General features: G+C 64.6%; 22 protein-coding genes and 1 pseudogene. 18 read left to right on the forward strand and 5 right to left on the reverse strand.

Annotated features, from left to right (window positions below; translation table 11 throughout):
* The 6 genes from B3E94_RS11910 to B3E94_RS11935 form a co-directional block, all read left to right on the forward strand.
* Window positions 1-4270, forward strand: a 4270-nt coding sequence (locus tag B3E94_RS11910; RefSeq protein ID WP_286913653.1) for an immunoglobulin-like domain-containing protein, incomplete at its 5' end; no start/stop codon positions are given.
* A 156-nt stretch (window positions 4271-4426) separates the two neighbouring features.
* Window positions 4427-4768, forward strand: a complete 342-nt coding sequence (locus B3E94_RS11915) for a tryptophan synthase subunit beta (RefSeq protein ID WP_176511654.1) — start codon at window positions 4427-4429, stop codon at window positions 4766-4768.
* A 209-nt stretch (window positions 4769-4977) separates the two neighbouring features.
* On the forward strand, window positions 4978-5877 hold the full coding sequence (locus tag B3E94_RS11920; RefSeq protein WP_286913654.1) for a TauD/TfdA dioxygenase family protein: 900 nt from the start codon (window positions 4978-4980) through the stop codon (window positions 5875-5877).
* An 18-nt stretch (window positions 5878-5895) separates the two neighbouring features.
* Window positions 5896-6915 carry an ABC transporter substrate-binding protein gene (locus B3E94_RS11925; protein WP_286913655.1) on the forward strand — a complete coding sequence of 340 codons (1020 nt, stop codon included), beginning with the start codon at window positions 5896-5898 and terminating at the stop codon, window positions 6913-6915.
* Between the two features lie 6 nt (window positions 6916-6921).
* Complete coding sequence (locus B3E94_RS11930) at window positions 6922-7785, forward strand: ABC transporter ATP-binding protein (protein WP_286913657.1); 864 nt, start codon at window positions 6922-6924, stop codon at window positions 7783-7785.
* Between the two features lie 14 nt (window positions 7786-7799).
* Window positions 7800-8663 (forward strand): ABC transporter permease, encoded by an 864-nt coding sequence (locus B3E94_RS11935; protein ID WP_286913658.1) that lies wholly within the window; start codon window positions 7800-7802, stop codon window positions 8661-8663.
* 113 nt (window positions 8664-8776) lie between these two features.
* Here B3E94_RS11935 and B3E94_RS11940 read toward each other — a convergent pair whose 3' ends face one another.
* Window positions 8777-9334 (reverse strand): WYL domain-containing protein, encoded by a 558-nt coding sequence (locus B3E94_RS11940; protein WP_286913659.1) that lies wholly within the window; start codon window positions 9332-9334, stop codon window positions 8777-8779.
* 205 nt (window positions 9335-9539) lie between these two features.
* On the opposite strand from B3E94_RS11940, the gene B3E94_RS11945 reads away from it, so the two are divergent.
* The 6 genes from B3E94_RS11945 to B3E94_RS11970 all read left to right on the forward strand — a co-directional run bounded on the left by B3E94_RS11945 (window position 9540) and on the right by B3E94_RS11970 (window position 15601).
* Window positions 9540-10334 (forward strand): tetratricopeptide repeat protein, encoded by a 795-nt coding sequence (locus B3E94_RS11945; RefSeq protein ID WP_286913660.1) that lies wholly within the window; start codon window positions 9540-9542, stop codon window positions 10332-10334.
* 234 nt (window positions 10335-10568) lie between these two features.
* Entirely contained in the window at window positions 10569-11021 is a 453-nt protein-coding gene (locus tag B3E94_RS11950; RefSeq protein ID WP_176511609.1) for a MarR family winged helix-turn-helix transcriptional regulator, read from the forward strand.
* Window positions 11018-13105 carry an FUSC family protein gene (locus tag B3E94_RS11955; RefSeq protein ID WP_286913662.1) on the forward strand — a complete coding sequence of 696 codons (2088 nt, stop codon included), beginning with the start codon at window positions 11018-11020 and terminating at the stop codon, window positions 13103-13105. Before B3E94_RS11950 ends, B3E94_RS11955 begins: the two co-directional genes overlap by 4 nt.
* The gene (locus B3E94_RS11960; RefSeq protein ID WP_176511611.1) at window positions 13102-13314 is read left to right on the forward strand and encodes a DUF1656 domain-containing protein; all 213 of its coding nucleotides are present in this window, start codon (window positions 13102-13104) and stop codon (window positions 13312-13314) included. The genes B3E94_RS11955 and B3E94_RS11960 overlap by 4 nt, the downstream gene beginning before the upstream one ends.
* A complete protein-coding gene (locus B3E94_RS11965) occupies window positions 13311-14186 on the forward strand; it encodes an HlyD family secretion protein (RefSeq protein ID WP_236235964.1) in 876 nt (291 codons plus the stop codon). The genes B3E94_RS11960 and B3E94_RS11965 overlap by 4 nt, the downstream gene beginning before the upstream one ends.
* A complete protein-coding gene (locus tag B3E94_RS11970) occupies window positions 14183-15601 on the forward strand; it encodes an efflux transporter outer membrane subunit (protein WP_286913663.1) in 1419 nt (472 codons plus the stop codon). The genes B3E94_RS11965 and B3E94_RS11970 overlap by 4 nt, the downstream gene beginning before the upstream one ends.
* 83 nt (window positions 15602-15684) lie before the next feature.
* Here the strand turns inward: B3E94_RS11970 and B3E94_RS11975 are convergent, their stop codons facing one another.
* On the reverse strand, window positions 15685-16140 hold the full coding sequence (locus tag B3E94_RS11975) for an REP-associated tyrosine transposase (protein WP_286913664.1): 456 nt from the start codon (window positions 16138-16140) through the stop codon (window positions 15685-15687).
* A gap of 231 nt (window positions 16141-16371) precedes the next feature.
* Between B3E94_RS11975 and B3E94_RS11980 the strand changes: the two genes are divergently transcribed.
* Both B3E94_RS11980 and B3E94_RS11985 read left to right on the forward strand, forming a co-directional pair.
* Complete coding sequence (locus tag B3E94_RS11980) at window positions 16372-18300, forward strand: FTR1 family protein (protein ID WP_286913666.1); 1929 nt, start codon at window positions 16372-16374, stop codon at window positions 18298-18300.
* Window positions 18301-18434: 134 nt separating this feature from the next.
* Complete coding sequence (locus tag B3E94_RS11985) at window positions 18435-18887, forward strand: YaiI/YqxD family protein (protein WP_236235967.1); 453 nt, start codon at window positions 18435-18437, stop codon at window positions 18885-18887.
* Here B3E94_RS11985 and elbB read toward each other — a convergent pair whose 3' ends face one another.
* On the reverse strand, window positions 18888-19553 hold the full coding sequence (gene elbB / locus B3E94_RS11990; protein WP_286913667.1) for an isoprenoid biosynthesis glyoxalase ElbB: 666 nt from the start codon (window positions 19551-19553) through the stop codon (window positions 18888-18890).
* A 181-nt stretch (window positions 19554-19734) separates the two neighbouring features.
* Here elbB and B3E94_RS11995 point away from each other — a divergent pair.
* A pseudogene (locus tag B3E94_RS11995) lies at window positions 19735-20292 on the forward strand (sterol desaturase family protein); the annotation flags it as partial.
* Between the two features lie 501 nt (window positions 20293-20793).
* Here B3E94_RS11995 and B3E94_RS12000 read toward each other — a convergent pair.
* Entirely contained in the window at window positions 20794-21438 is a 645-nt protein-coding gene (locus tag B3E94_RS12000) for a DedA family protein (RefSeq protein ID WP_236235968.1), read from the reverse strand.
* A gap of 215 nt (window positions 21439-21653) precedes the next feature.
* Here B3E94_RS12000 and ppk1 point away from each other — a divergent pair, with 215 nt between their 5' ends.
* Window positions 21654-23885 carry a polyphosphate kinase 1 gene (ppk1, locus tag B3E94_RS12005; RefSeq protein ID WP_176511619.1) on the forward strand — a complete coding sequence of 744 codons (2232 nt, stop codon included), beginning with the start codon at window positions 21654-21656 and terminating at the stop codon, window positions 23883-23885.
* Here ppk1 and ppx read toward each other — a convergent pair.
* Window positions 23872-25374 (reverse strand): exopolyphosphatase, encoded by a 1503-nt coding sequence (ppx, locus tag B3E94_RS12010; RefSeq protein WP_176511620.1) that lies wholly within the window; start codon window positions 25372-25374, stop codon window positions 23872-23874. The genes ppk1 and ppx overlap by 14 nt on opposite strands.
* Window positions 25375-25617: 243 nt before the next feature.
* Here ppx and trxA point away from each other — a divergent pair, with 243 nt between their 5' ends.
* Together trxA and rho are read left to right on the forward strand one after the other, a co-directional pair.
* Window positions 25618-25947 (forward strand): thioredoxin TrxA, encoded by a 330-nt coding sequence (gene trxA, locus B3E94_RS12015; RefSeq protein WP_009684153.1) that lies wholly within the window; start codon window positions 25618-25620, stop codon window positions 25945-25947.
* A gap of 227 nt (window positions 25948-26174) precedes the next feature.
* Window positions 26175-26857, forward strand: a 683-nt coding sequence (gene rho / locus B3E94_RS12020) for a transcription termination factor Rho (RefSeq protein ID WP_286913669.1), incomplete at its 3' end; no start/stop codon positions are given.

Consider the following 26857-nt stretch of genomic DNA (forward strand, 5'->3'; position numbering starts at 1 on the left):
CCAGCTGAGCAACCCGCCACAAGCCGGCAGCGCCACCACGCTGACCGTCAACGTCGCGGGCACCAACTATACGGTCAAGGTCGACGCGAGCGGCAAAGGCACCCTGGCGGTACCGAACCCCAATGGTGAAGACGTCTACAACGACGCCAGCACCCTCAAGGCCACGGTCACCGCAGTCAACGGCGGCAACTTCGAGAACGTCAGCCTGACCGGCGCCACTGCGACCGCGAACATCGCCGACACAATCGATACCACCACCGTGGCGGTCACGGCCAACCCGGCAAAAGAAGGCGACGCCAACGTCATCTTCAACTTCCAACTGAGCAACCCGCCACAAAGCGGCAGCCCGGCAACCCTGACCGTCAACGTCGCCGGCACCAACTACACGGTCAACCTCGACGCCACCGGCAAAGGCACCCTGGCGGTACCGAACCCCAATGGCGAGGACGTGTACAACGACGCCAGCACGATGACCGCGACCGTCACCGCGATCAACGGCGGCAACTTCGAAGCCACCAGCGTGGCCGGCGCCACCGCGGTCGCCAACATCGCCGACACCATCGACACCACGACCCTGTCGATCACCGGCACCACGGCCGTCGCCGAGGGCGGCAACGCCACCTACACGCTGACCCTGACCAGCCCGGCGAAGACCGATGTCACGGTCAAGCTGAGCTACACCGGCACCGCCACCAACGGCGCGGACTACACCGGCGTGACCACGGTGACGATCAAGGCTGGCAGCTCCACCGCCAACTTCACCATCCCGACCCTCAAGGACAACGTCACCGAAGGCACCGAGCAGTTCACCGTCAAGGTCGACTCGGCCACCGGCGGCAACTTCGAGAAGCTGGAAGTCAGCGGTACCGCCGGCAGCGTTACCACGCAGATCTTCGAGCCCGCCCCGGTGCTGGACCTGGACGCCAACGACTCCAGCGGCAAGACCGGCGCCGACTACCAGACCACCTTCACCGAGAACCAGCCGGGCAGTGGCGTGTCGATCGGTGATGTGGACGTGTCGATCACCGACTTCGACAGCTCGATGCTCACCGGCGCCACCGTGATCCTGACCAACCGCCAGCCAGGCGATGCCCTGAACCTGGGCAACAGCGTCGGTGGCATCACCATCAACGCCAACAGCACCGACGGCAAGGTGGTGCTGACCCTGAGCGGCAACGCATCGCTGGCCGACTACATCCAGGCCATCAAGAACATCACCTTCATCAACACCAGTGAAGACCCGAGCACCACGCCGCGGATCATCACGGTGACCGTGACCGATGGCGTCAACACCTCGAACACCGCCACCACCACGGTCAACGTCATCGCGGTCAACGACGCGCCGGTCAGCACCGGCGGCGCCGTCACCGGCCAGGAAGACACCGACCTGGTGCTGGGCTGGAACGACTTCAATGTCCGCGACGTCGACTCGCCGACCAGCAGCCTGGGCATCACCATCACCAAGCTGCCGGACGCCGGCACGCTGAAACTGTTCAACGGCACCAGCTGGGTCGACGTCAAGGCCGGCCAGACCATCAGCCAGGCTGACATTGACGCAGGCAAGCTCAAGTTCGTGCCGTTGGCCAACCAGTCGGGCATCGACGGCTACGGCGGCAGCGGCGTGGGCAACAAGCAGGCCGACTACGCGCAGATCAAGTACAAGCCAACCGATGGCAAGGACGCGGGCAGCGAGGCGACCTTGAAGGTCGACATCGCCCCGGTTGCCGACAAGCCGGACCTGAGCATCGGCAGCAACAACGTCAACTCGCTCGGCCTGACCAAGGAAACCTGGACCAGCCTCTCCGGCCTGGGCACCAACGGCAATGGCATCACCGGCGATGCGCTGAAGAACGTGTTCGCCAACTCCGGCAACGCCAGCAAGAGTGAACTGGTGAACACGGTCGATACCTCGGCCACCGTCACCCCGGGCACCGGTTCGAAGACCTCCGGCCTGATCTACCTGGAAGCCGGCAAGACCTACACCTTCAGCGGCACCGCCGACGACAGCCTGCAGATCGTCATCGGTGGCAAGAACGTCGCCGGCGCCACCTGGGGCTCGGGCAGCGGCAGCATTTCCGGCAGCTTCACGCCGACCACCAGCGGCTACTACACCCTGGAAATCTACAACGCCAACCAGGCAGGCCCAGGCAGCCTCGACATCAACATCAAGGTGGGCAACGGCGCGGTCACCGACCTCAACAGTGCCAACATCCCGATGTACCCGAACGTCGGTGCGCTGGCTGGCGCCGGGGTCACGGTGTCCGACCTGCATGGCAGCAACGGCCAGGGCTACTACGACGGTTACAAGCTCAACGAAGGCGGCGAGAACGGCGCGCCGGTCAAGCTGGTGGGCATCAGCACCGGGCTGACCGACACCGACGGCTCCGAGAGCCTGAACGTCAAGCTCAGCGGCATCCCGGCAGGCTCGGTGGTCGCCGACAACGCAGGCCACACCTTCACCGTCGGCTCGAGCCCGGTGGACGTCACCGGCTGGAACCTCGGCAGCCTGACCATCAAGCCGCCGGCCTACTACGCCGGCCAGTTCGACGTGAAGGTCACCTCGACCTCCACCGAGAGCGTTGGCGGCAGCACCGCCACCAGCGAAGGCAGCATCAAGGTCACGGTCTACCCGCAGGCGTACACCACCAGCAACCTGTCCTCCGACAGCGACAACATCACCGGCACCGATGGCAACGACATCATCGTCGCCGATGTCAGCGGCCTGCACGTGGTGCCGGGCCAGGACTACAACATCGCCTTCATCGTCGACACCTCGGGCAGCATGGGCTCCTCGGGCGTGAACGCGGCGAAGAGCTCGCTGGAGTCGGTGTTCAAGACCCTGGCCGCCAGCGTCAAGGGCTCGCAGTCGGGTACCGTGAACATCCTGCTGGTCGACTTCGCCACCCAGGTCAAGAGCACCGTTTCGGTGACCCTCAACGACGCCGGCCTGCAGACGCTGCTCAATGCCCTGAACGGCCTGAAGTCCAACGGCGGCACCAACTACGAAGACGCCTTCAAGACTACTGCCAACTGGTTCCAGAACCTCAAGGACGCCGGCAGCACGGGCAGCAACCAGACGTTCTTCATTACCGATGGCCAGCCGACCTACTACCAGACCAACGAGCAGGGCAACCCGAAACTGGGTTACAGCAACGTCAACCTCGATACCTACCTGTCGTCGATCAACTACAAGATGGGCGACACGGTCTACCGTGGCAGCGTGGACAGCAGCACCCGGGTGAACATCGATTCCGATGGCTCCATGACCGTCCAGTACAAGTACGGCAGCAGCTGGTACAACTACAGCTCGTACTCGATCCACGCCCAGGGCGATGGCACCTACGAGCTGTCGACCTTGGCCGGTACTGGCAACAGCACCGACAAAGCCACCACCACCAACTCCACCGACAGCTTCAAGATCCTGGCGGGGCTTTCGGACGTGGAGGCCATCGGCCTCAACAACGACGTCAAGACCAGCGATCTCAAGCCTTACGACACCGATGGCAAGCCGCAGACCAACATCGACCCGAGCAAGCTGGCCGATGCGATCCTCGGCCACACCGAAGTCACCCAGCCGGGCAACGACACGGTCAACGGCGGTGATGGCAACGACATCATCTTCGGCGACCTGCTGACCTTCCCGTCGATCGCCGGTACCGGTGTCGAAGCGATCCAGGGGTATGTCGCCAGCAAGCTGGGCGTCGATGCCGGTGATGTGGACGCGCGGGCGATGCACAAGTACGTCAGCGAGCACTACACCGAATTCGATGTCTCCGGCGCCAACGACGGTGCCGACACCCTGATGGGTGGCGCGGGCAATGACATCATCTTCGGCCAAGGTGGCAACGACCTGCTCGATGGCGGCAAGGGCAATGACATCCTGCTGGGCGGTTCGGGCAACGACACCCTGATCGGCGGCCAGGGCAACGACATCCTGATCGGTGGCAGCGGTGCCGACACCTTCGTGTGGAAGGCCGGCGACCTGGGCAACGATGTGATCAAGGACTTCAAGTCCAGCGAGGGCGACCGCCTCGACCTGCGTGACCTGCTGCAGGGCGAGAAGGCCAGCACCATCGACAACTTCCTGAAGATCACCACCGTCGATGGCTCCTCGACCCTGCAGGTGAGCACCGAGGGCAAGCTCAATGCGGCCGGCGGCCTGGCCAATGCCGACGTGACGATCAAGCTCGAAGGGGTGAACTGGTCCAATACCACGATCAACTCGTTGATCAGCGGTGCCGACCCGACCATCAAGATCGACAACAACTGACCCCACTGCCGCGGTGGCCGTACCTGGCCACCGCGGCAGCGGTCTTTTCTCCCACCCTCGCGCAGCGCATACTCATGCGCCGGGCTGACGCGCCCGGAGAACTTTGCCTATGCTGCTGTCTACCAACAAGGAATCATCGTGACGAGGGACGACGCCATGTTCTACGTGCAACGCGACGCCGATGGCCAGTTGCTGCGGGTAGAAGCCGCACCCTATGCCGAATACACGGAAATCCTCCCGGCCGACCACGCCGAAATCCAGGAATGGTTTGCCGACGACGTGGTGGAGAACAGCCTCAAGCAGCTCAAGCAGAGCGACCTGGACATGATCCGGGTGCTCGAGGACTTGATCGAAGTGCTGACTGCCAAAGGCGTGTTCAGCATCACCGACCTGCCGCCCGGTGCCCAGGCCAAGCTGCTCAACCGCTCCACGGCGCGCAAGGCGCTCGGCAGCTTGAACAACCTGATCGAGGAAGAAGAGGAGGGCGGGTTGATCTGACCCCCTTCAGCACCAAAAGCGCGCACTGCCCCCTTCATATCGTTATTCATTAACGGTATTTAAATTATTATTCTTATGACTTTATAGTCACCCCCACTGCGTACCCGTCGACCAATCGATGCGCCGCACGACTCGAACCCACACGGGTAAACCCCGTGCGTTTCTGATCGTTGCGCGCCATGAAGTCGCGCACTGCGTGGGAGTGAACAATGTCCGCCGCCTCGAACGCCTTGTCGTCCATCGACAGCGCCCAGCCGCAAAGCTTCGAAATCCGCCCGTTCTCCGGTGCCGTGGGCGCCGAAATCATCGGCCTGGACCTGGCCAAACCGGTCAATGCCGAAGATTTCAGCCGTATCCACCGCGCCCATCTCGACTACCACGTGCTGGTGTTTCGTGACCAGCGCATCAGCCCGCAACAGCAAATCGCCTTCAGCCGCCGTTTCGGCGAGCTGCAGATCCACGTGCTCAAGCAGTTCCTGCTGGCGGGCCACCCCGAGATCCTGATCGTTTCCAACATCATCGAGAACGGCCAGAACATCGGCCTGGGCGATGCCGGCAAGTTCTGGCATTCGGACCTCTCCTACAAGGAGCTGCCAAGCCTCGGTTCCATGCTCCACGCCCAGGAGCTGCCAAGCGAAGGCGGCGACACCCTGTTCGCCGACATGCACAAAGCCTGGGACGCGGTGCCGCCGGCGCTGCGCAAGGTGGTCGAAGGCCGCGATGCCGCGCATTCCTACACCGCGCGCTACGCCGAGACCAAGTTCGAGGGCAACTGGCGCCCGACCCTGACCGCCGAACAGCTGGCCCAGGTGCAGGAAGTGATCCACCCGGTGGTGCGTACCCACCCGGAAAACGGCCGCAAGGCGCTGTTCGTCAGCGAAGGCTTCACCACCCGCATCGTCGGCCTGCCCGCCGATGAGAGCCGCGACGTGCTGCAGCAGCTGTATGCCCTGAGCGTGCTGGAGCAGAACATCTACCGCCACCAATGGCAGCCCCACGACTTGGTGTTCTGGGACAACCGCTCGCTCATCCACCTGGCCACCGGTTGCCCCGCGCACCTGCGGCGCAAGTTGTTCCGCACCACCATCCAGGGCGATGCCCCGTTCTGACGACTGAGGAAAACCCATATGCGCAACTCCATCAGCCGCCTGGCGGCAAGCATCGGCCTGGGCGCCAGCCTGGTTCTAGGCAGCCTTGCCGCGCCGACCCTGGCCCATGCCGAAGGCAAGATCCGCATCGCCGAGCAGTTCGGCATCGTCTACCTGCTGCTCAACGTGGTGCGTGACCAGCACCTGATCGAAAAACATGGCAAGGAGCAGGGCCTGGACATCGAAGTCGACTGGGCCCAGCTTTCCGGCGGCGCGGCGATCAACGATGCGCTGTTGTCCGGCTCGGTCGACATCGCCGGTGCCGGCGTCGGCCCGCTGCTGACCGTGTGGGACCGCACCAAGGGCCGGCAGAACGTCAAGGCCGTGGCTTCGCTGGGCAACTTCCCGTACTACCTGGTCAGCAGCAACCCGAACGTGAAAACCATCGCCGACATCTCCGACAAGGACCGCATCGCCGTGCCGGCGGTGGGCGTCTCGGTGCAGTCGCGCTTCCTGCAGTACGCCGCCGCCCAGCAGTGGGGCGACAAGGAATACAACCGCCTCGACAAGTACACCCTGGCCGTACCGCACCCGGATGCCACCGCCGCCTTGCTGGCCGGCGGCACCGAGCTCAACGGGCACTTCTCCAACCCGCCGTTCCAGGACCAGGCGCTGGCCAACAAGAATGTGCACGTGGTGCTCAACAGCTATGACCTGCTCGGCCCCAACTCGCCGACGCTGCTGTTCGCCACCGAAAAATTCCGCAACGACAACCCCAAGACCTACAAGGCCTTCGTCGATGCCCTGGCCGAGGCCGCGGACTTCGCCCAGAAGGACAAGGCCGCCGCCGCCGACACCTACATCCGCGTGACCAAGGCCAAGATCGACCGCGACGCGCTGATCAAGCTGATCGACAACCCGCAGTACGAATTCACCGTCACGCCGAAGAACACCTACAAGCTGGCCGACTTCCTGTACCGGGTCGGCGCCATCAAGCACAAGCCGGAGTCGTGGAAGGACTACTTCTTCCAGGACGAACGCCCGCTGCAGGGGAGCTGAGCGCCGATGACCGCCCCATTGCCAGGCCACACGGCCAGCAACCTGAGCCGTGTCGCTACACCTGCGTTGCTCAAGGTGGACAACCTGAGCCTCGAATACCGCACCGCCCAGCGCGTGGTGCGGGCCACCCACCAGGTCAGCTTCGAAGTCGACCGCGCCGACCGCTTCGTGCTGCTCGGCCCGTCCGGTTGCGGCAAGTCGACCTTGCTCAAGGCCGTGGCCGGCTTCATCAGCCCCCAGGAAGGGCAGATTCTGCTGCAGGGCCAACCGGTCAGCGGCCCTGGCCCCGATCGCATCGTGGTGTTCCAGGAGTTCGACCAGCTGCCGCCCTGGAAGACGGTGAAGCAGAACGTGATGTTCCCGTTGCTGGTGTCTGGCCAGCTCAGGCGCGCCGAGGCCGAGGAGCGGGCGCTGCACTACCTGGACAAGGTCGGCCTGGCGGCATTTGCCGATGCCTACCCGCACACGCTGTCGGGCGGCATGAAGGCGCGAGTGGCGATTGCCCGGGCGCTGGCCACCCAGCCGAAGATCCTGCTGATGGACGAGCCGTTCGCCGCCCTCGATGCGCTGACCCGGCGCAAGATGCAGGAGGAGCTGTTGCTGCTGTGGGAGGAGGTGCGTTTCACCTTGCTGTTCGTCACCCATTCCATCGAAGAAGCGCTGGTGGTCGGCAACCGTATCCTGCTGCTGTCGCCGCACCCCGGGCGCGTGCGGGCCGAGGTGCACAGCCACCAGTACGACCTCGGCAGCCTCGGCGCCAGTGACTTCCAGGCCAGCGCCAGGCGCATCCATCGGCTGCTGTTCGACGAGGCCGATGCCCCCGAACAGGCCCAAGACCTGGGCTTCAACGACATTCGTATCGCCTACTGACAGGAGCTCGAGCCATGACTACTACCCCTGTTCGGCAGGAATACGAAGTGCAGCTGCAGCCGCTGCTGAGTGTGCCGCTGGAGCGCAACCTGCCACTGGCCCAGCGCCTGTGGCAGCACGGCTGGCTGCGCAAGGCGGTGATCCTCGTGGTGATCGCCGCATTGTGGGAGGCCATTGCCCGTTACCAGGGCAACGACCTGCTGTTGCCAACCTTCCTGCAAACCGCGGCAGCCCTGTGGGACGGCCTTTTGAGCGGGGAGCTGCCCGCCAAGGTCGGCGTGTCGCTGGTGATTCTGCTCAAGGGCTATGTGCTGGGTATCGTCCTGGCCTTCGGCCTGACCAGCCTGGCCGTATCGACCCAGCTGGGCCGTGATCTGCTGGGCACGCTGACCTCGATGTTCAACCCGCTGCCGGCGATCGCCCTGCTGCCGCTGGCCCTGCTGTGGTTCGGGCTGGGCGACAACAGCCTGATCTTCGTGCTGGTGCATTCGGTGCTGTGGGCGCTGGCGCTCAATACCTATGCCGGCTTTCTCGGCGTCTCGGAAACCTTGCGCATGGCCGGGCGCAACTATGGCCTCAAAGGGCTGCGCCTGGTGCTGCACATCCTGGTGCCGGCGGCGCTGCCGTCGATTCTGTCGGGGCTGAAGATCGGCTGGGCCTTTGCCTGGCGCACCTTGATCGCCGCCGAGCTGGTGTTCGGCGCCAGCAGCGGCAAGGGCGGCCTGGGGTGGTACATCTTCCAGAACCGCAACGAGCTGTATACCGACAAGGTGTTTGCCGGGTTGGCGGTGGTGATCCTGATCGGGTTGCTGGTGGAAGGGTTGGTGTTCAATACCCTGGAGCGGCTGACCGTGCGGCGCTGGGGGATGCAGCGCTGATCTGCTGCGGCCCTATCGCCGGCAAGCCGGCTCCCGCAGGTACACCGCAGACCTCGAAAGCGCTGCAATTTCTGTGGGAGCCGGCTTGCCGGCGATAGGGCCAGGACAGGCCACTACGCCTGATACTGCGCAGCCGCGTTGTTCAAGGTCCGGGCAATCTCATCGCGCAGCTCATCAGGCTGCTCCACCCTCACCCCATCCCCCTGGCTCAACACCCACCAGCGCACCCCCCAGCCATCCTCCAGGGTGACCTGCAGCCGGTGCCCCTGCTCCAGGGCGGTGAGTTGCATGCCCGCACTCAACGGCATTTCCCGCAACTGCCGCGCCACCTGGTCGCTGACCCAGGCCTGCAGCTGCAAGCCCTCTTCCTGCGCCGGCTGCAGGGCCTCACCACGCAGATAACCCTGCAGGTCGAAGTTGCCACGCAGCTCCGCGCCGGCATTCACTGACCAATGCCAGCCAAACGGAATGCTCTTGTCGTTACGCTCCAGCGGAAAGATCAGCGACAGCTCGTTGAGGTCGCGCTCCACCGTGCGTTTGCTGACATTGAACCCCACATCGCGCAGGCGCCACACCAGCTCTGCACTGGTAATGCCCGGAGAGCGGCTGGGCAGCTGGCGCAGCATTGCCCATTGACGGCTGAGGGTGGCGCGGGTGGTGGCGAACGGCAAAAGGGAACGTCCTTGTCTAGGCTTGCCGCATTAGCATGGCGGCATGATCGGGTCATGGCAATTAGCCATGAATCGATCAGATCAACGAATACGCAATTGGTTGCCCCCGCCGAATCGTTCGCGACAGGTTTTGACGTGACGTCACGCAGAATCACGCCTCATCACAGCCGCGGTCGGGCCTGTGGGTCGTTCAATGAGGATGAACATGTCTGCTGTCAGCAATATCCATTCGCTGCTCGCCCGTCTTCTGCCGGAGCAGGTCATTTGCGCACCCACCCCCGCCGGCAGGCGGCAGCGGCTGTTCGCAGGCGTCGGGTTGCCCAGCCAGCGGGCGTTGCTGGTCAGCCGGCTGGATGAAGCCGCCGACCTGCAGGCGGTGTATGCCGACCTGCGCCAGCAGGCGCTGGCTGGCAATGTGGCGGCGCTCAACGACCTGGGCTGGGTCTGGCTCAATGGCAAGTACTGGCGCGCCGACACCGTGCTGGCCGGGCACCTGCTGCGCATGGCGGCGTTGCAGGGCAATGCGCCGGCCTGGTTCAACCTGGGGCAGCAGCATTATTTCGGCAAGGGCGTCGAGGCGTCCTACGTGCAGGCGGCGGAATGTTACCGGCAGGCCTTCGAGCGGGGCATGCTGCACGCTGCGGCGGCGCTGGGCGATCTGTACGAGGAAGAAGTGTGCGATGCCGCGTTGGGCTGGCAGGTCGACCTGGTGCAGGCCTACCAGTGGTTCTTCCGTGGCGCGGAGCGCGGGGACGCACGTTGCCGCTTCGAGGTGGGCTATCGTCTGTTGCATGGCCTGTGTGTGGAGGCTGATCTCAAGGCCGCGCTTTACTGGCTGGAGCTGGCGGCGGCGGCCGGGGTGATGCAGGCGGCCGAGGAGCTGGCGGTGCATTTCAGCCGGTGTGATGGGGCGCGGTACCTGGATTGGCGGGATCGGGCGGTGCAGATGGGCAGCACCTTGGCCTTGGCGATGAAGCTGGAGGATCAGGTTCAGCCATGAACCTCCTTTGCCTGCTTCGGCCCTTTCGCGGGGCAAGCCCGCTCCCACAGAGGCCCCACTGGGCTTGAACTTGTGGGAGCGGGCTTGCCCCGCGAAAGGGCCGGCCCCGACAACCTCATCCCCCAGAATGAACAACTCTTCATCCATTCCCCTCGTCGCCCCCGGTTGACGACAGGGGGAGGGCAAGGCGTATATTGATAGTTAGCAAACTATGAATATCCTTGGTTCTTCTACATGACCCTTGACTCCCTGCGCCTGCAAGTCAGCACCGGCATGGTGGTTGCCGCCCGCCATTGGCGGCGGATCTGCCATGCGGCCCTGACCAGCTACGGTATTTCCGAAGCCTGCGCCGCGCCGTTGCTGATGATCGTGCGCCTGGGCGATGGCGTGCATCAGGTGGCCGTGGCCCAGGCCGCCGGCCTGGAAAGCCCGTCGCTGGTGCGCCTGCTCGACCAGCTGTGCAAGGCCGGCCTGGTGTGCCGCAGCGAAGACCCGCTGGACCGCCGCGCCAAGGCCCTGAGCCTGACAGCCGAAGGCCGGCGCCTGGCCGAAGCCATCGAAGCGGAGCTGGTGCGGGTGCGCCACGAGGTGCTGCAGGGTATCGATGACGCCGACCTGCAGGCCACCCTGCGCGTGCTGCGCGCCTTCGAAGCCGCGGGCCTGGGCACGGCAGGCGGGGTGGCATGAACGGTTTCTTCAGCTCGGTGCCGCCTGCCCGCGACTGGTTCTACGGCGTGCGCACCTTCGCCGCGTCGATGATCGCCCTGTACATCGCCCTGCTCATGCAGCTGCCGCGCCCGTACTGGGCCATGGCGACCGTGTACATCGTCTCCAGCCCATTCGTCGGGCCCACCAGCTCCAAGGCCCTGTATCGCGCCCTGGGTACGTTGCTGGGTGCTGGCGGGGCGATCTTCCTGGTGCCGCCGCTGGTGCAGTCGCCGTTGCTGCTGACGGTGGCCATCGCCCTGTGGACCGGCACCTTGCTGTACCTGTCGCTGAACCTGCGCACGGCCAACAACTACGTGCTGATGCTGGCCGGCTACACCTTGCCGATGATTGCCCTGGCGGTCGTCGACAACCCCTTGGCGGTGTTCGACGTGGCCTCTTCGCGTGCCCAGGAAATCTGCCTGGGCATCGTCTGCGCGGCGGTGGTCGGCGCGATTTTCTGGCCCCGGCGCCTGGCCCCCGTGGTGGTCGGCGCCACCGGCAACTGGTTCCAGGAGGCGATCCGCTACAGCGATACCTACCTGGCCCGTGACGTGGCTGCCGACAAGGTCGGCAGCATGCGTGGCGCGATGGTCGCCACCTTCAACTCCCTGGAACTGATGATCGGCCAGCTCGGCCATGAAGGCGCCGGCCCGCACACCCTGAAAAACGCCCGCGAACTGCGCGGCCGAATGATTCACCTGCTGCCGGTGATCGATGCCCTGGATGATGCCCTGGTCGCCCTCGAAGGCCGTGCCCCGGCGCATTTTGCCCAGCTGCAACCGGTGCTCGAGGCTGCGCGCCAATGGCTCGAAGGCACCGCCCAGAGCGCCTCGGTAGCGCGCTGGACGGCGCTGCACGAACAGATCGACCGCCTGCAGCCAGGCGCTGCCGCCCTCGACCAGAAAGCCGAGCTGCTGCTGTCCAACGCCCTGTACCGCCTGACCGAATGGGCCGACCTCTGGCAGGACTGCTGCACCCTGCAACACGCCCTGCGCACCGACGACGCCACGCCTTGGCGCGCCGTCTACCGGCACTGGCGCCTGGGCCGCCTGACGGCGTTCTTCGACCGTGGCCTGATGCTCTATTCGGTGGTGTCCACGGTGCTGGCGATCATCGTCGCCTGTGGCCTGTGGATCGGCCTGGGCTGGAACGACGGCGCCAGCGCGGTGATCCTCGCCGCCGTGTCGTGCAGCTTCTTCGCCGCCATGGACGACCCAGCGCCGCAGATCTACCGGTTCTTCTTCTGGACGTTGATGTCGGTGATCTTCTCCAGCTTGTACCTGTTCCTGGTGCTGCCCAACCTGCACGACTTCCCGATGCTGGTGCTGGCCTTTGCCGTGCCGTTCATCTGCATCGGCACCCTGACCGTGCAGCCGCGCTTCTACCTGGGCACCTTGCTGACCATCGTCAACACCTCCACCTTCATCAGCATCCAGGGCGCCTACGACGCCGACTTCTTCACCTTCCTCAACTCCAACCTGGCCGGCCCGGTCGGGCTGCTGTTCGCCTTCATCTGGACCCTGGTGATGCGCCCGTTCGGCGTGGAACTGGCAGCCAAGCGCATGACCCGCTTCCTCTGGCGCGACATCGTCGAAATGACCGAGCCGGCCAGCCTGGCCGAGCATCGCCAGGTCGGCGTGCAGATGCTCGACCGCCTGATGCAGCACCTGCCGCGCCTGTCGCAGACCGGCCAGGACAGCGGCGTGGCCCTGCGCGACGTGCGCGTTGGCCTGAACCTGCTCGACCTGCTGGCCTACCTGCCGCGTGCCGGCACCCAGGCCCGTGAACGCCTGCAAACGGTGATCGAGGAAGTGGGCAGCCACTACGCGGCCTGCCTGCGCGCCGGCGAACGCCTGCATGCGCCGGCCGCACTGCTGCGCAACATGGAGCGTGCGCGCCAGGCGCTGAACCTGGATGAGCTCTACGAACGCGGCGATGCCCGCACCCACCTGCTGCATGCCCTGAGCGGCCTGCGCCTGGCGCTGTTGCCGGGTGTGGAGGTGATGCTCGAGCCTGCCGAACAACCGCAACTGCCCCCCGGGCTCGACGGAGCGCCCCTGTGATCGGTGAAGTGGATATCAGCGGGGTGTTCCTGCCCACGCTGCTGGTGATGATGTTCTGCACCTACCTGCTGTTTCTGGGGGTGCACGCCGTGCTGGTGCGCCTGCACTTCTACCGCCTGGTCTGGCACCGGGCGCTGTTCAACGTTGCTTTGTATGCCGTGCTGCTTGGCGCGGTGGACCACTTTTGCCGAAGCCTGATGCTGCCATGAAAAAACCTTTGCTGACCCTGGGCCGTGTGGTCCTGACCTTGCTGGTAGTGACCTTCGCCGCCGTGCTCGTGTGGCAGATGGTGGTGTACTACATGTTCGCCCCCTGGACCCGCGACGGCCACATCCGCGCCGACGTGATCCAGATTGCCCCGGACGTTTCTGGCCTGATCCAGAAAGTCGAGGTGCGCGACAACCAGACCGTCAAGCGCGGCGACGTGCTGTTCACCATCGACCAGGACCGCTTCAGCCTGGCCCTGCGCCAGGCCAAGGCCACCCTGGGCGAGCGCCAGGAAACCCTGGCCCAGGCCTCCCGCGAGGCGCAGCGCAACCGCAAGCTGGGCAACCTGGTGGCGGCCGAGCAGCTGGAAGAGAGCCAGTCCCGCGAGGCGCGTGCCCGCTCGGCGGTGAGCGAGGCGCAGGTGGCGGTGGATACCGCCCAGCTCAACCTCGACCGTTCGGTGGTGCGCAGCCCGGTGGATGGCTACCTCAACGACCGCGCCCCGCGTAACCACGAGTTCGTCACCGCCGGCCACCCGGTGCTGTCGGTGGTCGACAGCGCGTCCTACCATGTCGATGGCTACTTCGAAGAGACCAAGCTGGGCGGCATCCACATCGGCGATGCCGTGGACATCCGCGTGATGGGCGACAACACCCGCCTGCGCGGCCGGGTGCAGAGCTTTGCCGCCGGCATCGAAGACCGCGACCGCAGCAGCGGCGCCAACCTGCTGCCCAACGTCAACCCGGCGTTCAGCTGGGTGCGCCTGGCCCAGCGGATCCCGGTGCGCATCGCCTTCGATGAAGTGCCGCAAGACTTTCGCATGATCGCCGGGCGTACTGCCACGGTGTCGATCATCGAGGGGCAGAACCCATGAAACAGCTGATCCTGGCGGGTTTCTGCCTGTCGCTGGGGGCCTGCATGATGGTCGGCCCTGACTATGAAGTGCCCAGGGACGCCGCCGTGCAGCGCAGCGACCTCAACGGCCCGCTGCGCCAGGATGCCGATAGCGTGGTGTCGGCGCCGGTGCCGGAGGACTGGTGGCAGCTGTATCAGGATCAGCGCCTGAACGAACTGGTGCGCCAGGCGTTGAGTGCCAACACCGAGCTGCGCGTGGCGGCGGCCAACATCGCCAAGGCGCGCGCCCAGGTCGAAGTGGCCGAGTCGCAGGGCGGCTTCAACGGCGGCATCAAGGCCGGCGCCCAGCGCTTGCAGGAGTCGGGCGAAGCCTTCCTGCTGCCCGAGAAGGTGCCGGTGGCCAATATCGGCGAAGCGATCATCAGCGCCTCCTACCAGTTCGACCTGTGGGGCACGTTCAAGCGCGGTACCGAAGCGGCCAAGGCCAATGCCGACGCCGTGCAGGCCGCCGCCGACACGGCCCGCATCACCTTGGTGGCGGACGTGGTCAAGGCCTACACCCAGGTGTGCTCGGCCAACGAGGAGTACCACATTGCCCGCGAATCGCTCGATTTGCAGGAGCAGAGCGTGCAGCTCAACCAGCGCCTGCGTGATGCCGGGCGCGGCGATGAAACCCAGGTCACCCGCTCGCAGACCCAGTTCAAATCCTTGCGCGCCGAACTGCCGCGCTTCAAGGCCGAGCGCGAGACCGGCATGTACACCCTGGCCGCGTTGCTGGCCAAGCCGGTGGACCAACTGCCCGCCGGCACCGCCGATTGCGCCGAGCTGCCGCACCTGAACCAGCTGGTGCCGGTTGGCGACGGCGCCGCACTGCTCAAGCGCCGCCCCGACGTGCGCCAGGCCGAACGCCAGCTGGCGGCCGCCACCGCGACCATCGGCGTGGCCACCGGCGCGCTGTACCCCGACATCAGCTTCGGCGCCCAGGTGGGCACCATCGGTATCCTCGAGAACCTCGGCGAGCCCTCGACCAACCGCTGGGGCTTTGGCCCGCAGATCAGCTGGACCATCCCCACCAACGGCACCCGCGCGCGTATTCGCATGGCCGAGGCCTCGACCCAGGCGGCGTTGGCGAACTTCGACGGTGTGGTGCTGAACGCCATTCGCGAAACCCAGACCCGCCTGGCGCAGTACAGCGCCTTGCTGGATCGGCGTGATGCGCTGGCCGAGGCGGAGAAATCGGCGAAGGAAGCGGCGGACCAGACGCACCGCTATTACCAGGCGGGGCGCGAGTCGTTCCTGGCGGACCTGCAGGCGACTCGTACCTACACCGACATGCGTGCGCAGTTGGCGGCGGCCAATAGCCAGGTGGCCATGGGGCAGATTGGGGTGTTCCTGGCGTTGGGCGGTGGCTGGAAGGATGCCGCCAAGCATTGAGGCCCAATCGCCGGCAAGCCGGCTCCCACAGGTAGGGCGCCGCCCTTGTGGGAGCCGGCTTGCCGGCGATGAAGCCCTGACAGTCAAAGCCAGATCGCATCCCAGTGCGGATAATCCCCCACTCGGTCAACCAGACCTGCCCGCTTAGGGTTCAAGACGATGTAGCGCGCCACATCCTGCACGTCCTCTTCTCGGCGCAACGCCCGGTCATGAAAACCCTTCTGCCAGAGCCTTCCATATCGCCCCAGATGGCGATTGATGACGCAGGTGCTGCGCGACTTTACCCGACGCATCAACGTTTTCAGGCTCACCGGCCCCAATTCGATCAACCAGTGAAAATGATCTGGCATCACGACCCAGGCTAAAGACCGGGTCGCGCCTTCTATCTCGGCTTGGCGTAACTGGTTGATCAGCAGCCGAGCCGAGTGGAACCCGCCCAGTAAAGGCGCCCTGTGCAACGTGGTGCTGGTGAGAAGGTACAGCCGGTTTCTTTCTGAAAACCTGCCAATTCTCAGCTGATTTGAATGGGGACGATCCATGTTCCCTACCTCCTGTTGGTTTGCCTATTCAGGCTAGTAACGATGATTTGGCAGGTTGGGTTCAATTTGTACCTGTTGTTTCAAGGGTGGCGCCGCCCTTGATGCCTGTAGAAATCCTGTGGGAGCCGGCTTGCCGGCGATTCGAGGGCGCAGCCCTCGCCAAGCATTTGTCTCAAGATTTTTCATGAAATCCGTCCGTAAACCTTGAGCGAAGCTGAGTGGAAGTGAACAATGTTCTCTTTCGTATTCCCTTCGAGATTGGCCATGAATTCCCGTTCCCGTCTGCTTGCCTGGTTGCTGTGGCCCATGCTGGCGCTGTGCAGCACCGTGGTGCTGGCCGAATCCCCTGCCGAGGCCGGCAAGGCCCTGCACTTGCTCGACTACATCGGTGCCGACTACCCGCCGACCGTGCGTGACGGCAAGGTGATCGACGACGGTGAATACCGCGAGCAGCAGGAATTCAGCGCGGTATTGGCCGACCTGGTCAAAGGCTTGTCGGCGAATGCCGAGCAAAACGCCCTGGAGCAGGGCGTCCAAGCGCTGCGCCAGGCCATCGACCAGCGCCAGGAGGGCGCCGCAGTCGCCAAGCAGGCGCGCCAGCTGGGCGCACGCCTGGCCGTGGCCTACGAGGTCAGCCAGGCGCCGGTGATTACCCCGGACCCGGCCCGCGGCGCTTCGCTGTATGCGCAGAACTGCTCGATCTGCCATGGCGACACGGGGGCGGGCGATGGCCCGGCCGGCGTGGGCCTGGAGCCGGCACCGGCCGATCTGCGCAACGCCGAACGCCTCGACCAGCTCAGCCTGTACGACCTGTACAACACCCTGGGCCTGGGCATCGACGGCACCGAAATGCCCTCTTTCGCCGACCAGCTCGACGAGCGTCAGCGCTGGGACGTGGCAGCCTATATCGCCAGCTTCTCGGCCAACCCGCAGGCGGCCAAGGGCGACAAGACCTGGAACCTCGCCGACCTGGCCCGCCAGACCCCGGCCGAAGTCGCCGCCAACGAAGGCGCCGCGTCGGTCGAGGCCTTCCGTGCCCAGCGCGCACAGCCGCCGCAGGCCAAGCGTGGCCCGGCGCAGCTGCTCGAATACACCGCCAGCACCCTGGACAAGAGCCTGGCCGCCTATCGCGCAGGTGACCACGACCAGGCCTACGACCTGTCGGTAGCCGCCTACCTGGAAGGCTTCGAGCTGGTGGAAAGCTCGCTGGACAACATCGACACGCAAACCCGCAAGGACACCGAAAAGTCGCTGATGGCCTACCGCCAATCGCTACAGGACGGCTTGCCGGTCGCCCAGGCAGAACAGCGCCTGGCCGAAGCCAAGGTCAAGCTCGACCAGGCTTCCAAGCTGTTGGGCAGCGATGGCCTGAGCTGGTCGCTGAGCTACATTTCCGGCTTGCTGATTCTGCTGCGCGAGGGCCTGGAAGCCATTCTGGTGCTGGCCGCGATCCTGGCCTTCCTGCGCAACACCGGGCAGCAGTCGGCGGTGCGCAGCGTCAACATCGGCTGGGGCCTGGCGCTGGTCGCCGGTTTCGCCACCTGGGCGGTGGCGGCCTACGTGATCGACGTCGGCGGCGCCCAGCGTGAACTGCTCGAAGGCTGTACGGCGCTGTTCGCCTCGGTGATGGTGCTGTGGCTGGGTGTGTGGATGCACGACCGCCGCCACGCCGCGGCCTGGCAGGACTACATCAAGAGCAGCCTGGTCAGCGGCGGCGGGCGCTTCGGCTTTGCCGTGCTGGCGTTCTTCTCGGTGTACCGCGAGCTGTTCGAAGTGATCCTGTTCTACGAAACCCTGTGGCTGCAGGCCGGCCCAGCTGGCCACCAGGCGGTGCTGGCCGGTGGTGCCACGGCGCTGGTGCTGCTGGTGGGCCTGGCTTGGGTGATCCTGCGTGGTTCGGCCAAGCTGCCGCTGGCGCTGTTCTTCAGCATCAACGCCGCGTTGCTGTGTGCCTTGTCGGTGGTGTTCGCCGGGCATGGCGTGAAGGCCCTGCAGGAGGCCGGCGTGCTGGGCACGCGGCCGGTGGCGTTCTTCGAGTTCGACTGGCTGGGGATTCATGCCGATGCCTACTCGCTGGCCGCCCAGGCGGTGGCGTTGCTGGCGATTGTGGTGTTGTATGGGCGCAGTCGCCTGGCCGAGAAGCGCCGGGCTGCCGTTTAGTTGTTGATGCTGCCGGCCTCTTCGCGGGGCAAGCCCGCTCCCACAGGATCGCCACAGGCCTTAGGCTCAGAGGTGTTCTTGTGGGAGCGGGCTTGCCCCGCGAAGAGGCCGGCACTGACAGAAGAGATTGCGACATGCGCATATGGATCGACGCCGACGCCTGCCCCAAACCGGCGAAGGACCTGATCGTCAAGTTCGCCCTCAAGCGCAAGCTCGAGGTGGTGATGGTGGCCGGCCAGGCCGTGGCCAAGCCGGCCTTCGCCGTGGTGCGGCTGATCGTGGTACCCAGCGGCATGGACGCCGCCGACGACTACCTGGTGGAGCACGCCATGCCTGGCGAGCTGGTGATCTGCAGCGACGTGCCGCTGGCCGACCGCCTGATCAAGAAGGGCGTGGCGGCGCTGGACCCACGCGGCCGCGAGTTCGACGAGCGCAACATGGGCGAGCGCCTGGCGGTGCGCAACCTGTTCACCGAGCTGCGCGAGCAGGGCCAGGTCGGCGGCGGGCAGGCGCCCTATGGCGAACGCGAGAAGCAGGCGTTCGCCAATGCGCTGGATCGTATCCTCACCCGCCTGGCCAAGGGCTGATCACTCACCCTCGTGGGTCAGCTCCAGCACACGGTCCACCAGCTTGTAGATGCCGCCCGCCGCTTCACTGATCGACTTGGCCACCATGTAGGCGGGGGTGGTCACCAGCTTGCGCTGGGTGTCTTCGACGATGTCATGCACATCGCATTCTTGATGGGTGGCGCCCATCTTCACCATCGCACCGGCGGTGCCGGCATCGTTGCCAATGGTGCAGACCACGCCCGGGCCATAGATCTTCGCCGCCAGCGCCGGCGAAATGCAGATCAGGCCGACCGGCTTGCAGGCCTCGGCAAAGGCTTCGGCCAGGGCCAGCACGTCCGGGTGCACGCTGCACTCGGGGCCATCGACGGCAAAGCTGGACAGGTTCTTGGCCGCGCCAAAACCGCCCGGCACGATCAACGCATCGAAGTCCTCGGCCTTGGCTTCGCGGATGTCCTTCACCTCGCCCCGGGCAATGCGCGCCGATTCCACCAGCACGTTGCGCGATTCGGGCATTTCTTCGCCGGTCAGATGGTCGATCACATGCATCTGCGCGATGTTCGGCGCAAAGCACTGCACCTGCGCGCCGCGCTGGTCGAGGCGCAGCAGGGTGATCACGCTTTCGTGGATTTCGGCACCGTCATACACGCCACAGCCGGACAGAATCACCGCTACCTTTTTTGTCATGCTCATTACTCCAGTTTCGAGGCGCTAAATGTCCTCTAGTTTGGCAGATGTGGCCATAGGGGTTGGCGCGGGCGCATCCTAATCTCTGTGGATAACCTTCGAGGCGAGCTCCATGGACCTTATTCTGCTGGCCGTGCCGTTTTTCTTCGTGCTGATCGCGGTGGAGCTGATTGCCGACCGCATGCGCGGCCAGCGCAATTTCACCGTGGCCGACTCGATCAACAGCCTGAGCACCGGGGCGTTGTCCACCAGCACCGGGTTGCTGACCAAGGGCGTAGGGCTGCTCACCTATGCGCTGGCCTGGGAGCACCTGGCGCTGCTGCATTTGCCGCAGCAGGCCTGGTGGGTGTGGCTGCTGGCGTTCGTGCTGTATGACCTGTGCTACTACTGGCTGCACCGCCTGGGGCACGAACGCAACGTGCTGTGGGCCGCGCATTCGGTGCACCACCAGAGCGAGGAGTACAACCTCACCACCGCCCTGCGCCAGACCAGCAGCGGCTTCATCTTCTCCTGGATCTTCTACCTGCCGCTGGCGCTGATCGGTGTGCCGCCGCTGGTGTTCATCACCGTGGCGTCGTTGAACCTGCTGTACCAGTTCTGGGTGCACACCCGGCACATCCCCAAGCTGGGCTGGCTCGAGTGGGTACTGATCACACCGTCCAACCATCGCGTTCACCATGCGCAGAATCCTGTCTACTTGGATCGTAACTATGGCGGGGTGTTCATTCTCTGGGACCGCCTGTTCGGCACCTTCAAGGAAGAAGACCCGGCCGAGCCGGTGGTGTTTGGCGTGACCACGCCGCTGGCGAGCTGGAATCCGCTGTGGGCCAACCTGCAGTTCTACGCTCAGCTCTGGGACGACGCCCGGCGTACCCGCAGCTGGCGCGACAAGCTGCGCATCTGGTTCATGCCGACCGGCTGGCGCCCTGCGGATGTCGCGGCGCGTTATCCACAGGCCAAACAGAACCTGGCGCTGTTTCGCAAGTTCGAGGTCGCCCTGGGGCGTGCGCAGCAGGTGTATGTGGCCGTGCAGTTCGTGGCCTACATCGCCCTGGGCAGTTACTTGATGGATGTGGCTGAAAAGGTGCCGGGCGCCGCCCTGGTGCTGGGCTGGGCGGTCATGGCGTTTGGCTTGTTCGTGTTGGGTGCGGCCCTGGAGAACCGGCCGTGGGCGGCGCGCCTGGAGCTGGCGCGGCTGCTGTCGAATGCGCCGGCGCTGTACCTGGCCGGCGTGTCTGGCCTAGTGCTGGTCACGCCCCTGGCGTGGTTCCTGCTCGCTGCTTACAGCCTCTGCAGCTTCTGGGCTCTGGGCGTCTGCCGCCGCCTTGCGCTCCGCGCGCAGGGTGCGAAAGCGTCGGCGCAGCCACAGCAGGACACCCAGCAGCAGCAGGCCGCCGAGCACCCATAGTTCGTATTTCTTGACGTTGCCCAGCATGCCTTCGAGGATCGCCCCGAAGTGGTAGGCGGCGGCGCCCAGGGCCAGGGCCCAGATCGCCGCGCCGATGCCGTTGAGCAGCAGGTAGCGCCGCGGCGGGTAGCCGGACAGGCCGATGGCCACCGGCATCACCGTGCGCAGGCCGTAGACGAAGCGGAAGCTCAGCACCCAGATATCGGGGTGGCGGCGAATGTGCTCGAGTGCACGGTCGCCCATCGCCTGCCAGCGCGGCTTGCGCGCAAGGATCTTGCGGCCGTGGCGGCGCCCCATGAAGTACCACAGCTGGTCGCCGGCATAGCTGCCGAAGAACGCCACGATCACCACCAGGCTGATGTCCATGTACCCGCGGAACGCGAGGAATCCTGCAAGCACCAGGATGGTCTCGCCTTCGAAGAAGGTGCCTAGAAAAAGGGCAAAGTAGCCGAAATCCTGCAGGAATTGTTGAAGCATTTTCTGAGGTGCTGGCGAAATGAACGCGCAGCCTACCCCTTCGCGCGCTTTCGTGAAAGTGTCCAAATGTGTCTCGACGTGAACAATTCCTACACGGACAATGCCTTCGGCCACAAGTCGCAGGGTTGCCTACAGGTGTAACACAGGCGTCATAATGGCCGCTTATCGTCCCGCTCAATTGATGATAGGGCGTTAACGTCCTCAGGAACGTCCAGATGAATAATGAAGTGCTCACCCCTGTCGCGATCAAGGATGCTCAGGCCGTCCCCGAAGAGCTGGTGCAAACCCCGCCAGACCTGCCCGAGCCCCCGGAACCGGTGGTCGAGGCCGCCGTGCCTGCACCGGCGCCGACGCCGGCCATCAACATTCCGAGCCTTGACGACAGCAGCCTGTACATTCATCGCGAACTGTCGCAGCTGCAGTTCAACATTCGCGTGCTGGAGCAGGCCCTGGATGAGTCCTATCCGCTGCTCGAGCGCCTCAAGTTCCTGCTGATCTTCTCCAGCAACCTCGACGAGTTCTTCGAGATCCGCGTGGCGGGCCTGAAGAAGCAGATCAACTTCGCCCGTGAGCAGGCCGGTGCCGACGGCCTGCAGCCGCACCAGGCGCTGGCGCGCATCAGCGAGCTGGTGCACATCGAAGTGGAGCGCCAGTACGCGATCCTCAACGACGTGCTGCTGCCGGAGCTGGAAAAGCACGCGATCCGCTTCATCCGCCGCCGTCACTGGACGCCCAAGCTCAAGACCTGGGTGCGGCGCTTCTTCCGCGACGAGATCGCGCCGATCATCACCCCGATCGGCCTCGACCCGACCCACCCGTTCCCATTGCTGGTGAACAAGAGCCTCAACTTCATCGTCGAGCTCGAAGGCGTCGACGCCTTCGGCCGCGACTCGGGCCTGGCGATCATCCCGGCGCCGCGCCTGCTGCCGCGGGTCATCCGCGTGCCGGAAGAGGTGGGCGGTGCGGGCGACAACTACGTGTTCCTGTCGTCGATGATCCATGCCCACGCCGATGACCTGTTCCAGGGCATGAAGGTCAAGGGCTGCTACCAGTTCCGCCTGACCCGCAACGCCGACCTTGCGCTGGACTCCGAAGAGGTCGACGACCTTGCCCGCGCCCTGCGCGGCGAGCTGTTCTCGCGCCGTTACGGCGATGCCGTGCGCCTGGAAGTGGCCGACACCTGCCCGAAACACCTGTCCGACTACCTGCTCAAGCAGTTCAGCCTGAGCGAGAGCGAGCTGTACCAGGTCAATGGCCCGGTCAACCTGACCCGCCTGTTCAGCATCACCGGCCTGGACAGCCACCCGGAGCTGCAATACACCCCGTTCACCCCGGCGATCCCCAAGCTGCTGGTGAACGCCGAGAACATCTTCAGCGTGATCGGCAAGCAGGACATCCTGCTGATGCACCCCTTCGAGTCGTTCACCCCGGTGGTCGACCTGCTGCGCCAGGCCGCCAAGGACCCGCACGTGCTCGCGGTGCGCCAGACCCTGTACCGCTCAGGCGCCAACTCGGAGATCGTCGACGCCCTGGTGGATGCGGCGCGTAACGGCAAGGAAGTCACTGCGGTGATCGAGCTGCGGGCGCGCTTCGACGAAGAGTCCAACCTGCAGATGGCCAGCCGTCTGCAAGCCGCGGGCGCCGTGGTGATCTACGGTGTGGTCGGCTTCAAGACCCACGCCAAGATGATGCTGATCCTGCGCCGTGAGCAGGGCGAGATCGTGCGCTATGCGCACCTGGGCACCGGCAACTACCACGCCGGCAACGCCCGCCTGTACACCGACTACAGCCTGCTGACCTCCGACGACGCCCTCACCGAGGACGTCGGCAAACTGTTCAGCCAGCTGATTGGCATGGGCAAGACGCTGCGCATGAAGAAACTGCTGCACGCGCCGTTCACCCTGAAGAAGGGCATGCTCGACATGATCGCCCGGGAGACCCAGTTCGCCCTGGAAGGCAAGCCTGCGCACATCATCGCCAAGTTCAACTCGCTGACCGATGCCAAGGTCATCAAGGCGCTGTACAAGGCCAGCCAGTCGGGCGTGAAGATCGACCTGGTGGTGCGTGGCATGTGCTGCCTGCGCCCAGGTATTCCGGGGGTTTCGCACAACATCCAGGTGCGCTCGATCATCGGCCGCTTCCTGGAGCACACGCGGGTGTTCTACTTCCTCAATGGCGGCGAAGAGCAGATCTACCTGTCCAGTGCCGACTGGATGGAGCGCAACCTCGACAAGCGTGTGGAGACGTGCTTCCCGGTAGAGGGCAAGAAGCTGTTGCTGCGGGTGAAGAAGGAGCTGGAAAGCTACCTGACCGACAACACCCACGCCTGGACCCTGCAGCCTGACGGGCGCTACGTGCGCAGCAGCCCGACCGGCAACCAGAACCCGCGCAGTGCCCAGGCGACCCTGCTGGAGCGCCTGAGCAACCCGGTACTCAACGTACGCTGAGGACGAAATTGACCCGGGCCAGCCACTCCGCCTCGTTGGCGAAGTCGGCCTGGGTCAGTTGGTTCTGCTCCAGCCAGCCTTGCGGGAATACCACTTCCAGGCTGTTGTCGCCCGCTTGCAGTTGCACCTTGGGCATCTGCTGAGTGCCACGGATGTGGTGGAACAGGATGGCGAAGCGCAGCAGCACGCACAGGCGCAGCAGTTTCACGCCTTCATCGCCCAGTTCGGCGAACTTGTCCTTGGGAATGTTGCGGCGGTGGCCACGCACCAGCAGGGCCATCATCTGCTGGTCTTCGCGGGAAAAGCCCGACAGGTCGGAGTGCTCGATCAGGTAGGCGCCGTGCTTGTGGTAGTGGTAGTGGGCGATATCCAGGCCGATTTCGTGGATTTTTGCCGCCCAACCCAGCAGATCGCGCCAGTTTCCATCTTCCAGGCCCCACGCTTTCGCCACTTGGTCAAAGGCATGCAGCGCCTTGCGCTCGACGCGGGCGGCCTGGCCCTGGTCGACGTGGTAGCGCTCCATCAGCGAGTTGAGGGTGCGTTCGCGCACGTCTTCATGGTGGTGGCGGCCGAGCAGGTCGAACAGCACGCCTTCGCGCAGGGCGCCGTCGCAGTGGTCCATGCGCTGCAGCTCCAGGGCGTCGAAGATGGCTTCGAGGATCGCCATGCCGGCCGGGAAAATGGCGCGGCGGTCGGGTTTGACCCCGTCGAAATCGATCTTGTCGACTTCGCCCAGCTTGAACATCTTGCGCTTGACCCAGGCCAGGCCCTCGGCGTTGACCTCGCCATTGCCAAGGCCGCCGGCCTTGATCGCGGCGCCGATGGCGCGGATGGTGCCGGACGAACCGATGGCTTCGTCCCAGGTCAGGCGGTGCAGGGCGTTTTCGATGCTCATCAGCTCCAGGCGCGCGGCGGTGTAGGCCTGGGCGTAGCGCGCCGGGGTGATCTTGCCGTCACGGAAATAGCGCTGGGTGAAGCTGACGCAGCCCATCTGCAGGCTTTCGCGCAGCAGCGGCTCGAAGCGCTGGCCAATGATGAACTCGGTGCTGCCGCCGCCGATGTCGGCGACCAGGCGCTTGCCCGGGGTGTCGGCCAGGGTGTGGGACACGCCCAGGTAGATCAGGCGCGCTTCCTCACGGCCGGAAATCACTTCCACCGGGTGGCCGAGGATGGCTTCGGCGCGCTGGATGAATTCGTTGCGGTTGCGCGCTTCGCGCAGGGCGTTGGTGCCGACGATGCGCACGGCGCCTGCAGGCATGCCGTTGATCAGCTGGGCAAAACGCTTGAGGCACTCAAGGCCCCGTTCCATGGCTTCTTCGCTGAGCATGCGCGATTCGTCGATGCCGGCGGCCAGCTGAACCTTTTCGCCGAGGCGCTCGAGAATGCGGATCTCGGTGTGGTGAGCCTTGGCCACGACCATGTGAAAACTGTTGGAGCCAAGGTCGATGGCGGCGATCAGAGACAGGTTCTTCGCGGTTGTATGCGGCATGGTCTGAGTGTTCTCGGTCGTTAACCCGGCAATCCTGCCACGATACTTGGCTGTCGCCAACGCGCGGCACGCCAAGGGTTGATGCAAGGCAATGTGCCATTCGATGCTATGACACTTGTGTGACGGTTTCGATTCGCGGCGTCTTGCACAACTATAGTTACAGTCAATCGTCCGTGACTTCCTGTTGCGTCAGGGTCCGGCTATGATGGGCCACGTTTTTTGCTTACGACCCTGGAGATATCCATGAGCAGCGATCTGATCAAACACGTCACCGACGCCACCTTCGAGGCCGAAGTCCTGCAAGCCCAAGGCCCGGTGCTGGTTGATTACTGGGCTGAATGGTGCGGCCCATGCAAGATGATCGCGCCAGTCCTGGACGACATCGCTTCCACCTACGAGGGCAAACTGACCGTCGCCAAGCTGAACATCGACGACAACCAGGAAACCCCGGCCAAGCACGGCGTGCGTGGCATCCCGACACTGATGCTGTTCAAGAACGGCAACGTCGAAGCCACCAAGGTCGGTGCGCTGTCGAAGTCGCAGCTGGCCGCGTTCCTCGACGCCCACCTGTGATGTGAATAAGCCCCGCAAATGCGGGGCTTTTCTTTTTCAACCCACTAGACGTCGAAAAAAGCAAGTGTTACATTCGGCCTCGCACTGCTTCTCCAGTGCCCCCTGCACGCCGTCGCCGACGCACTCCTAATTAGAATCTGTGCGCGATCCTATCGCCTTCTAGCGGCGCGGCTTCATTAAGCCATTAGCTTAATCCTCCCTTCATACATGATTACGTCACTCCCCTTATGAACCTGACTGAACTCAAGCAAAAGCCGATTACCGATCTGCTGGAAATGGCCGAACAGATGGGCATCGAAAACATGGCCCGTTCGCGCAAACAGGACGTGATTTTCGCCCTGCTGAAGAAGCACGCGAAAAGCGGCGAAGAGATCTCGGGTGACGGCGTGCTGGAGATTCTCCAGGATGGTTTCGGTTTCCTGCGTTCGGCTGATGCGTCCTACCTGGCCGGCCCCGACGATATCTACGTCTCGCCAAGCCAGATCCGCCGTTTCAACCTGCGTACCGGCGACACCATCGTCGGCAAGATCCGCCCGCCGAAGGAAGGGGAGCGTTACTTCGCCCTGCTGAAGGTCGACACGATCAACTTCGATCGCCCGGAAAACGCGAAGAACAAGATCCTGTTCGAAAACCTGACGCCGCTGTTCCCGAACAAGCGCCTGAAGATGGAAGCCGGCAACGGCTCCACCGAAGACCTGACCGGCCGCGTCATCGACCTGTGCGCCCCGATCGGCAAAGGCCAGCGTGGCCTGATCGTCGCCCCGCCAAAAGCGGGCAAGACCATCATGCTGCAGAACATCGCGGCGAACATCACCCGTAACAACCCCGAGTGCCACCTGATCGTCCTGCTGATCGACGAGCGCCCGGAAGAAGTGACCGAAATGCAGCGCACCGTGCGCGGCGAAGTGGT

Source organism: Pseudomonas sp. UBA6315 (genome assembly GCF_002438125.1).
Taxonomy (GTDB): Bacteria; Pseudomonadota; Gammaproteobacteria; order Pseudomonadales; family Pseudomonadaceae; genus Aquipseudomonas; species Aquipseudomonas faucium.

Bases quoted from the DNA above. Each gene is read 5' to 3' on its own strand.
- B3E94_RS11970 (WP_286913663.1), top strand. From the start codon at position 14,183: ATGAAACAGCTGATCCTGGCGGGTTTCTGCCTGTCGCTGGGGGCCTGC.
- B3E94_RS12000 (WP_236235968.1), bottom strand. From the start codon at position 21,438: ATGCTTCAACAATTCCTGCAGGATTTCGGCTACTTTGCCCTTTTTCTA.
- B3E94_RS11965 (WP_236235964.1), top strand. From the start codon at position 13,311: ATGAAAAAACCTTTGCTGACCCTGGGCCGTGTGGTCCTGACCTTGCTG.
- trxA (WP_009684153.1), top strand. From the start codon at position 25,618: ATGAGCAGCGATCTGATCAAACACGTCACCGACGCCACCTTCGAGGCC.
- ppk1 (WP_176511619.1), top strand. From the start codon at position 21,654: ATGAATAATGAAGTGCTCACCCCTGTCGCGATCAAGGATGCTCAGGCC.
- elbB (WP_286913667.1), bottom strand. From the start codon at position 19,553: ATGACAAAAAAGGTAGCGGTGATTCTGTCCGGCTGTGGCGTGTATGAC.
- B3E94_RS11985 (WP_236235967.1), top strand. From the start codon at position 18,435: ATGCGCATATGGATCGACGCCGACGCCTGCCCCAAACCGGCGAAGGAC.
- B3E94_RS11920 (WP_286913654.1), top strand. From the start codon at position 4,978: ATGTCCGCCGCCTCGAACGCCTTGTCGTCCATCGACAGCGCCCAGCCG.
- B3E94_RS11950 (WP_176511609.1), top strand. From the start codon at position 10,569: ATGACCCTTGACTCCCTGCGCCTGCAAGTCAGCACCGGCATGGTGGTT.
- B3E94_RS11935 (WP_286913658.1), top strand. From the start codon at position 7,800: ATGACTACTACCCCTGTTCGGCAGGAATACGAAGTGCAGCTGCAGCCG.
- B3E94_RS11925 (WP_286913655.1), top strand. From the start codon at position 5,896: ATGCGCAACTCCATCAGCCGCCTGGCGGCAAGCATCGGCCTGGGCGCC.
- B3E94_RS11945 (WP_286913660.1), top strand. From the start codon at position 9,540: ATGTCTGCTGTCAGCAATATCCATTCGCTGCTCGCCCGTCTTCTGCCG.
- B3E94_RS11955 (WP_286913662.1), top strand. From the start codon at position 11,018: ATGAACGGTTTCTTCAGCTCGGTGCCGCCTGCCCGCGACTGGTTCTAC.
- B3E94_RS11930 (WP_286913657.1), top strand. From the start codon at position 6,922: ATGACCGCCCCATTGCCAGGCCACACGGCCAGCAACCTGAGCCGTGTC.
- ppx (WP_176511620.1), bottom strand. From the start codon at position 25,374: ATGCCGCATACAACCGCGAAGAACCTGTCTCTGATCGCCGCCATCGAC.
- B3E94_RS11915 (WP_176511654.1), top strand. From the start codon at position 4,427: ATGTTCTACGTGCAACGCGACGCCGATGGCCAGTTGCTGCGGGTAGAA.
- B3E94_RS11980 (WP_286913666.1), top strand. From the start codon at position 16,372: ATGTTCTCTTTCGTATTCCCTTCGAGATTGGCCATGAATTCCCGTTCC.
- B3E94_RS11975 (WP_286913664.1), bottom strand. From the start codon at position 16,140: ATGGATCGTCCCCATTCAAATCAGCTGAGAATTGGCAGGTTTTCAGAA.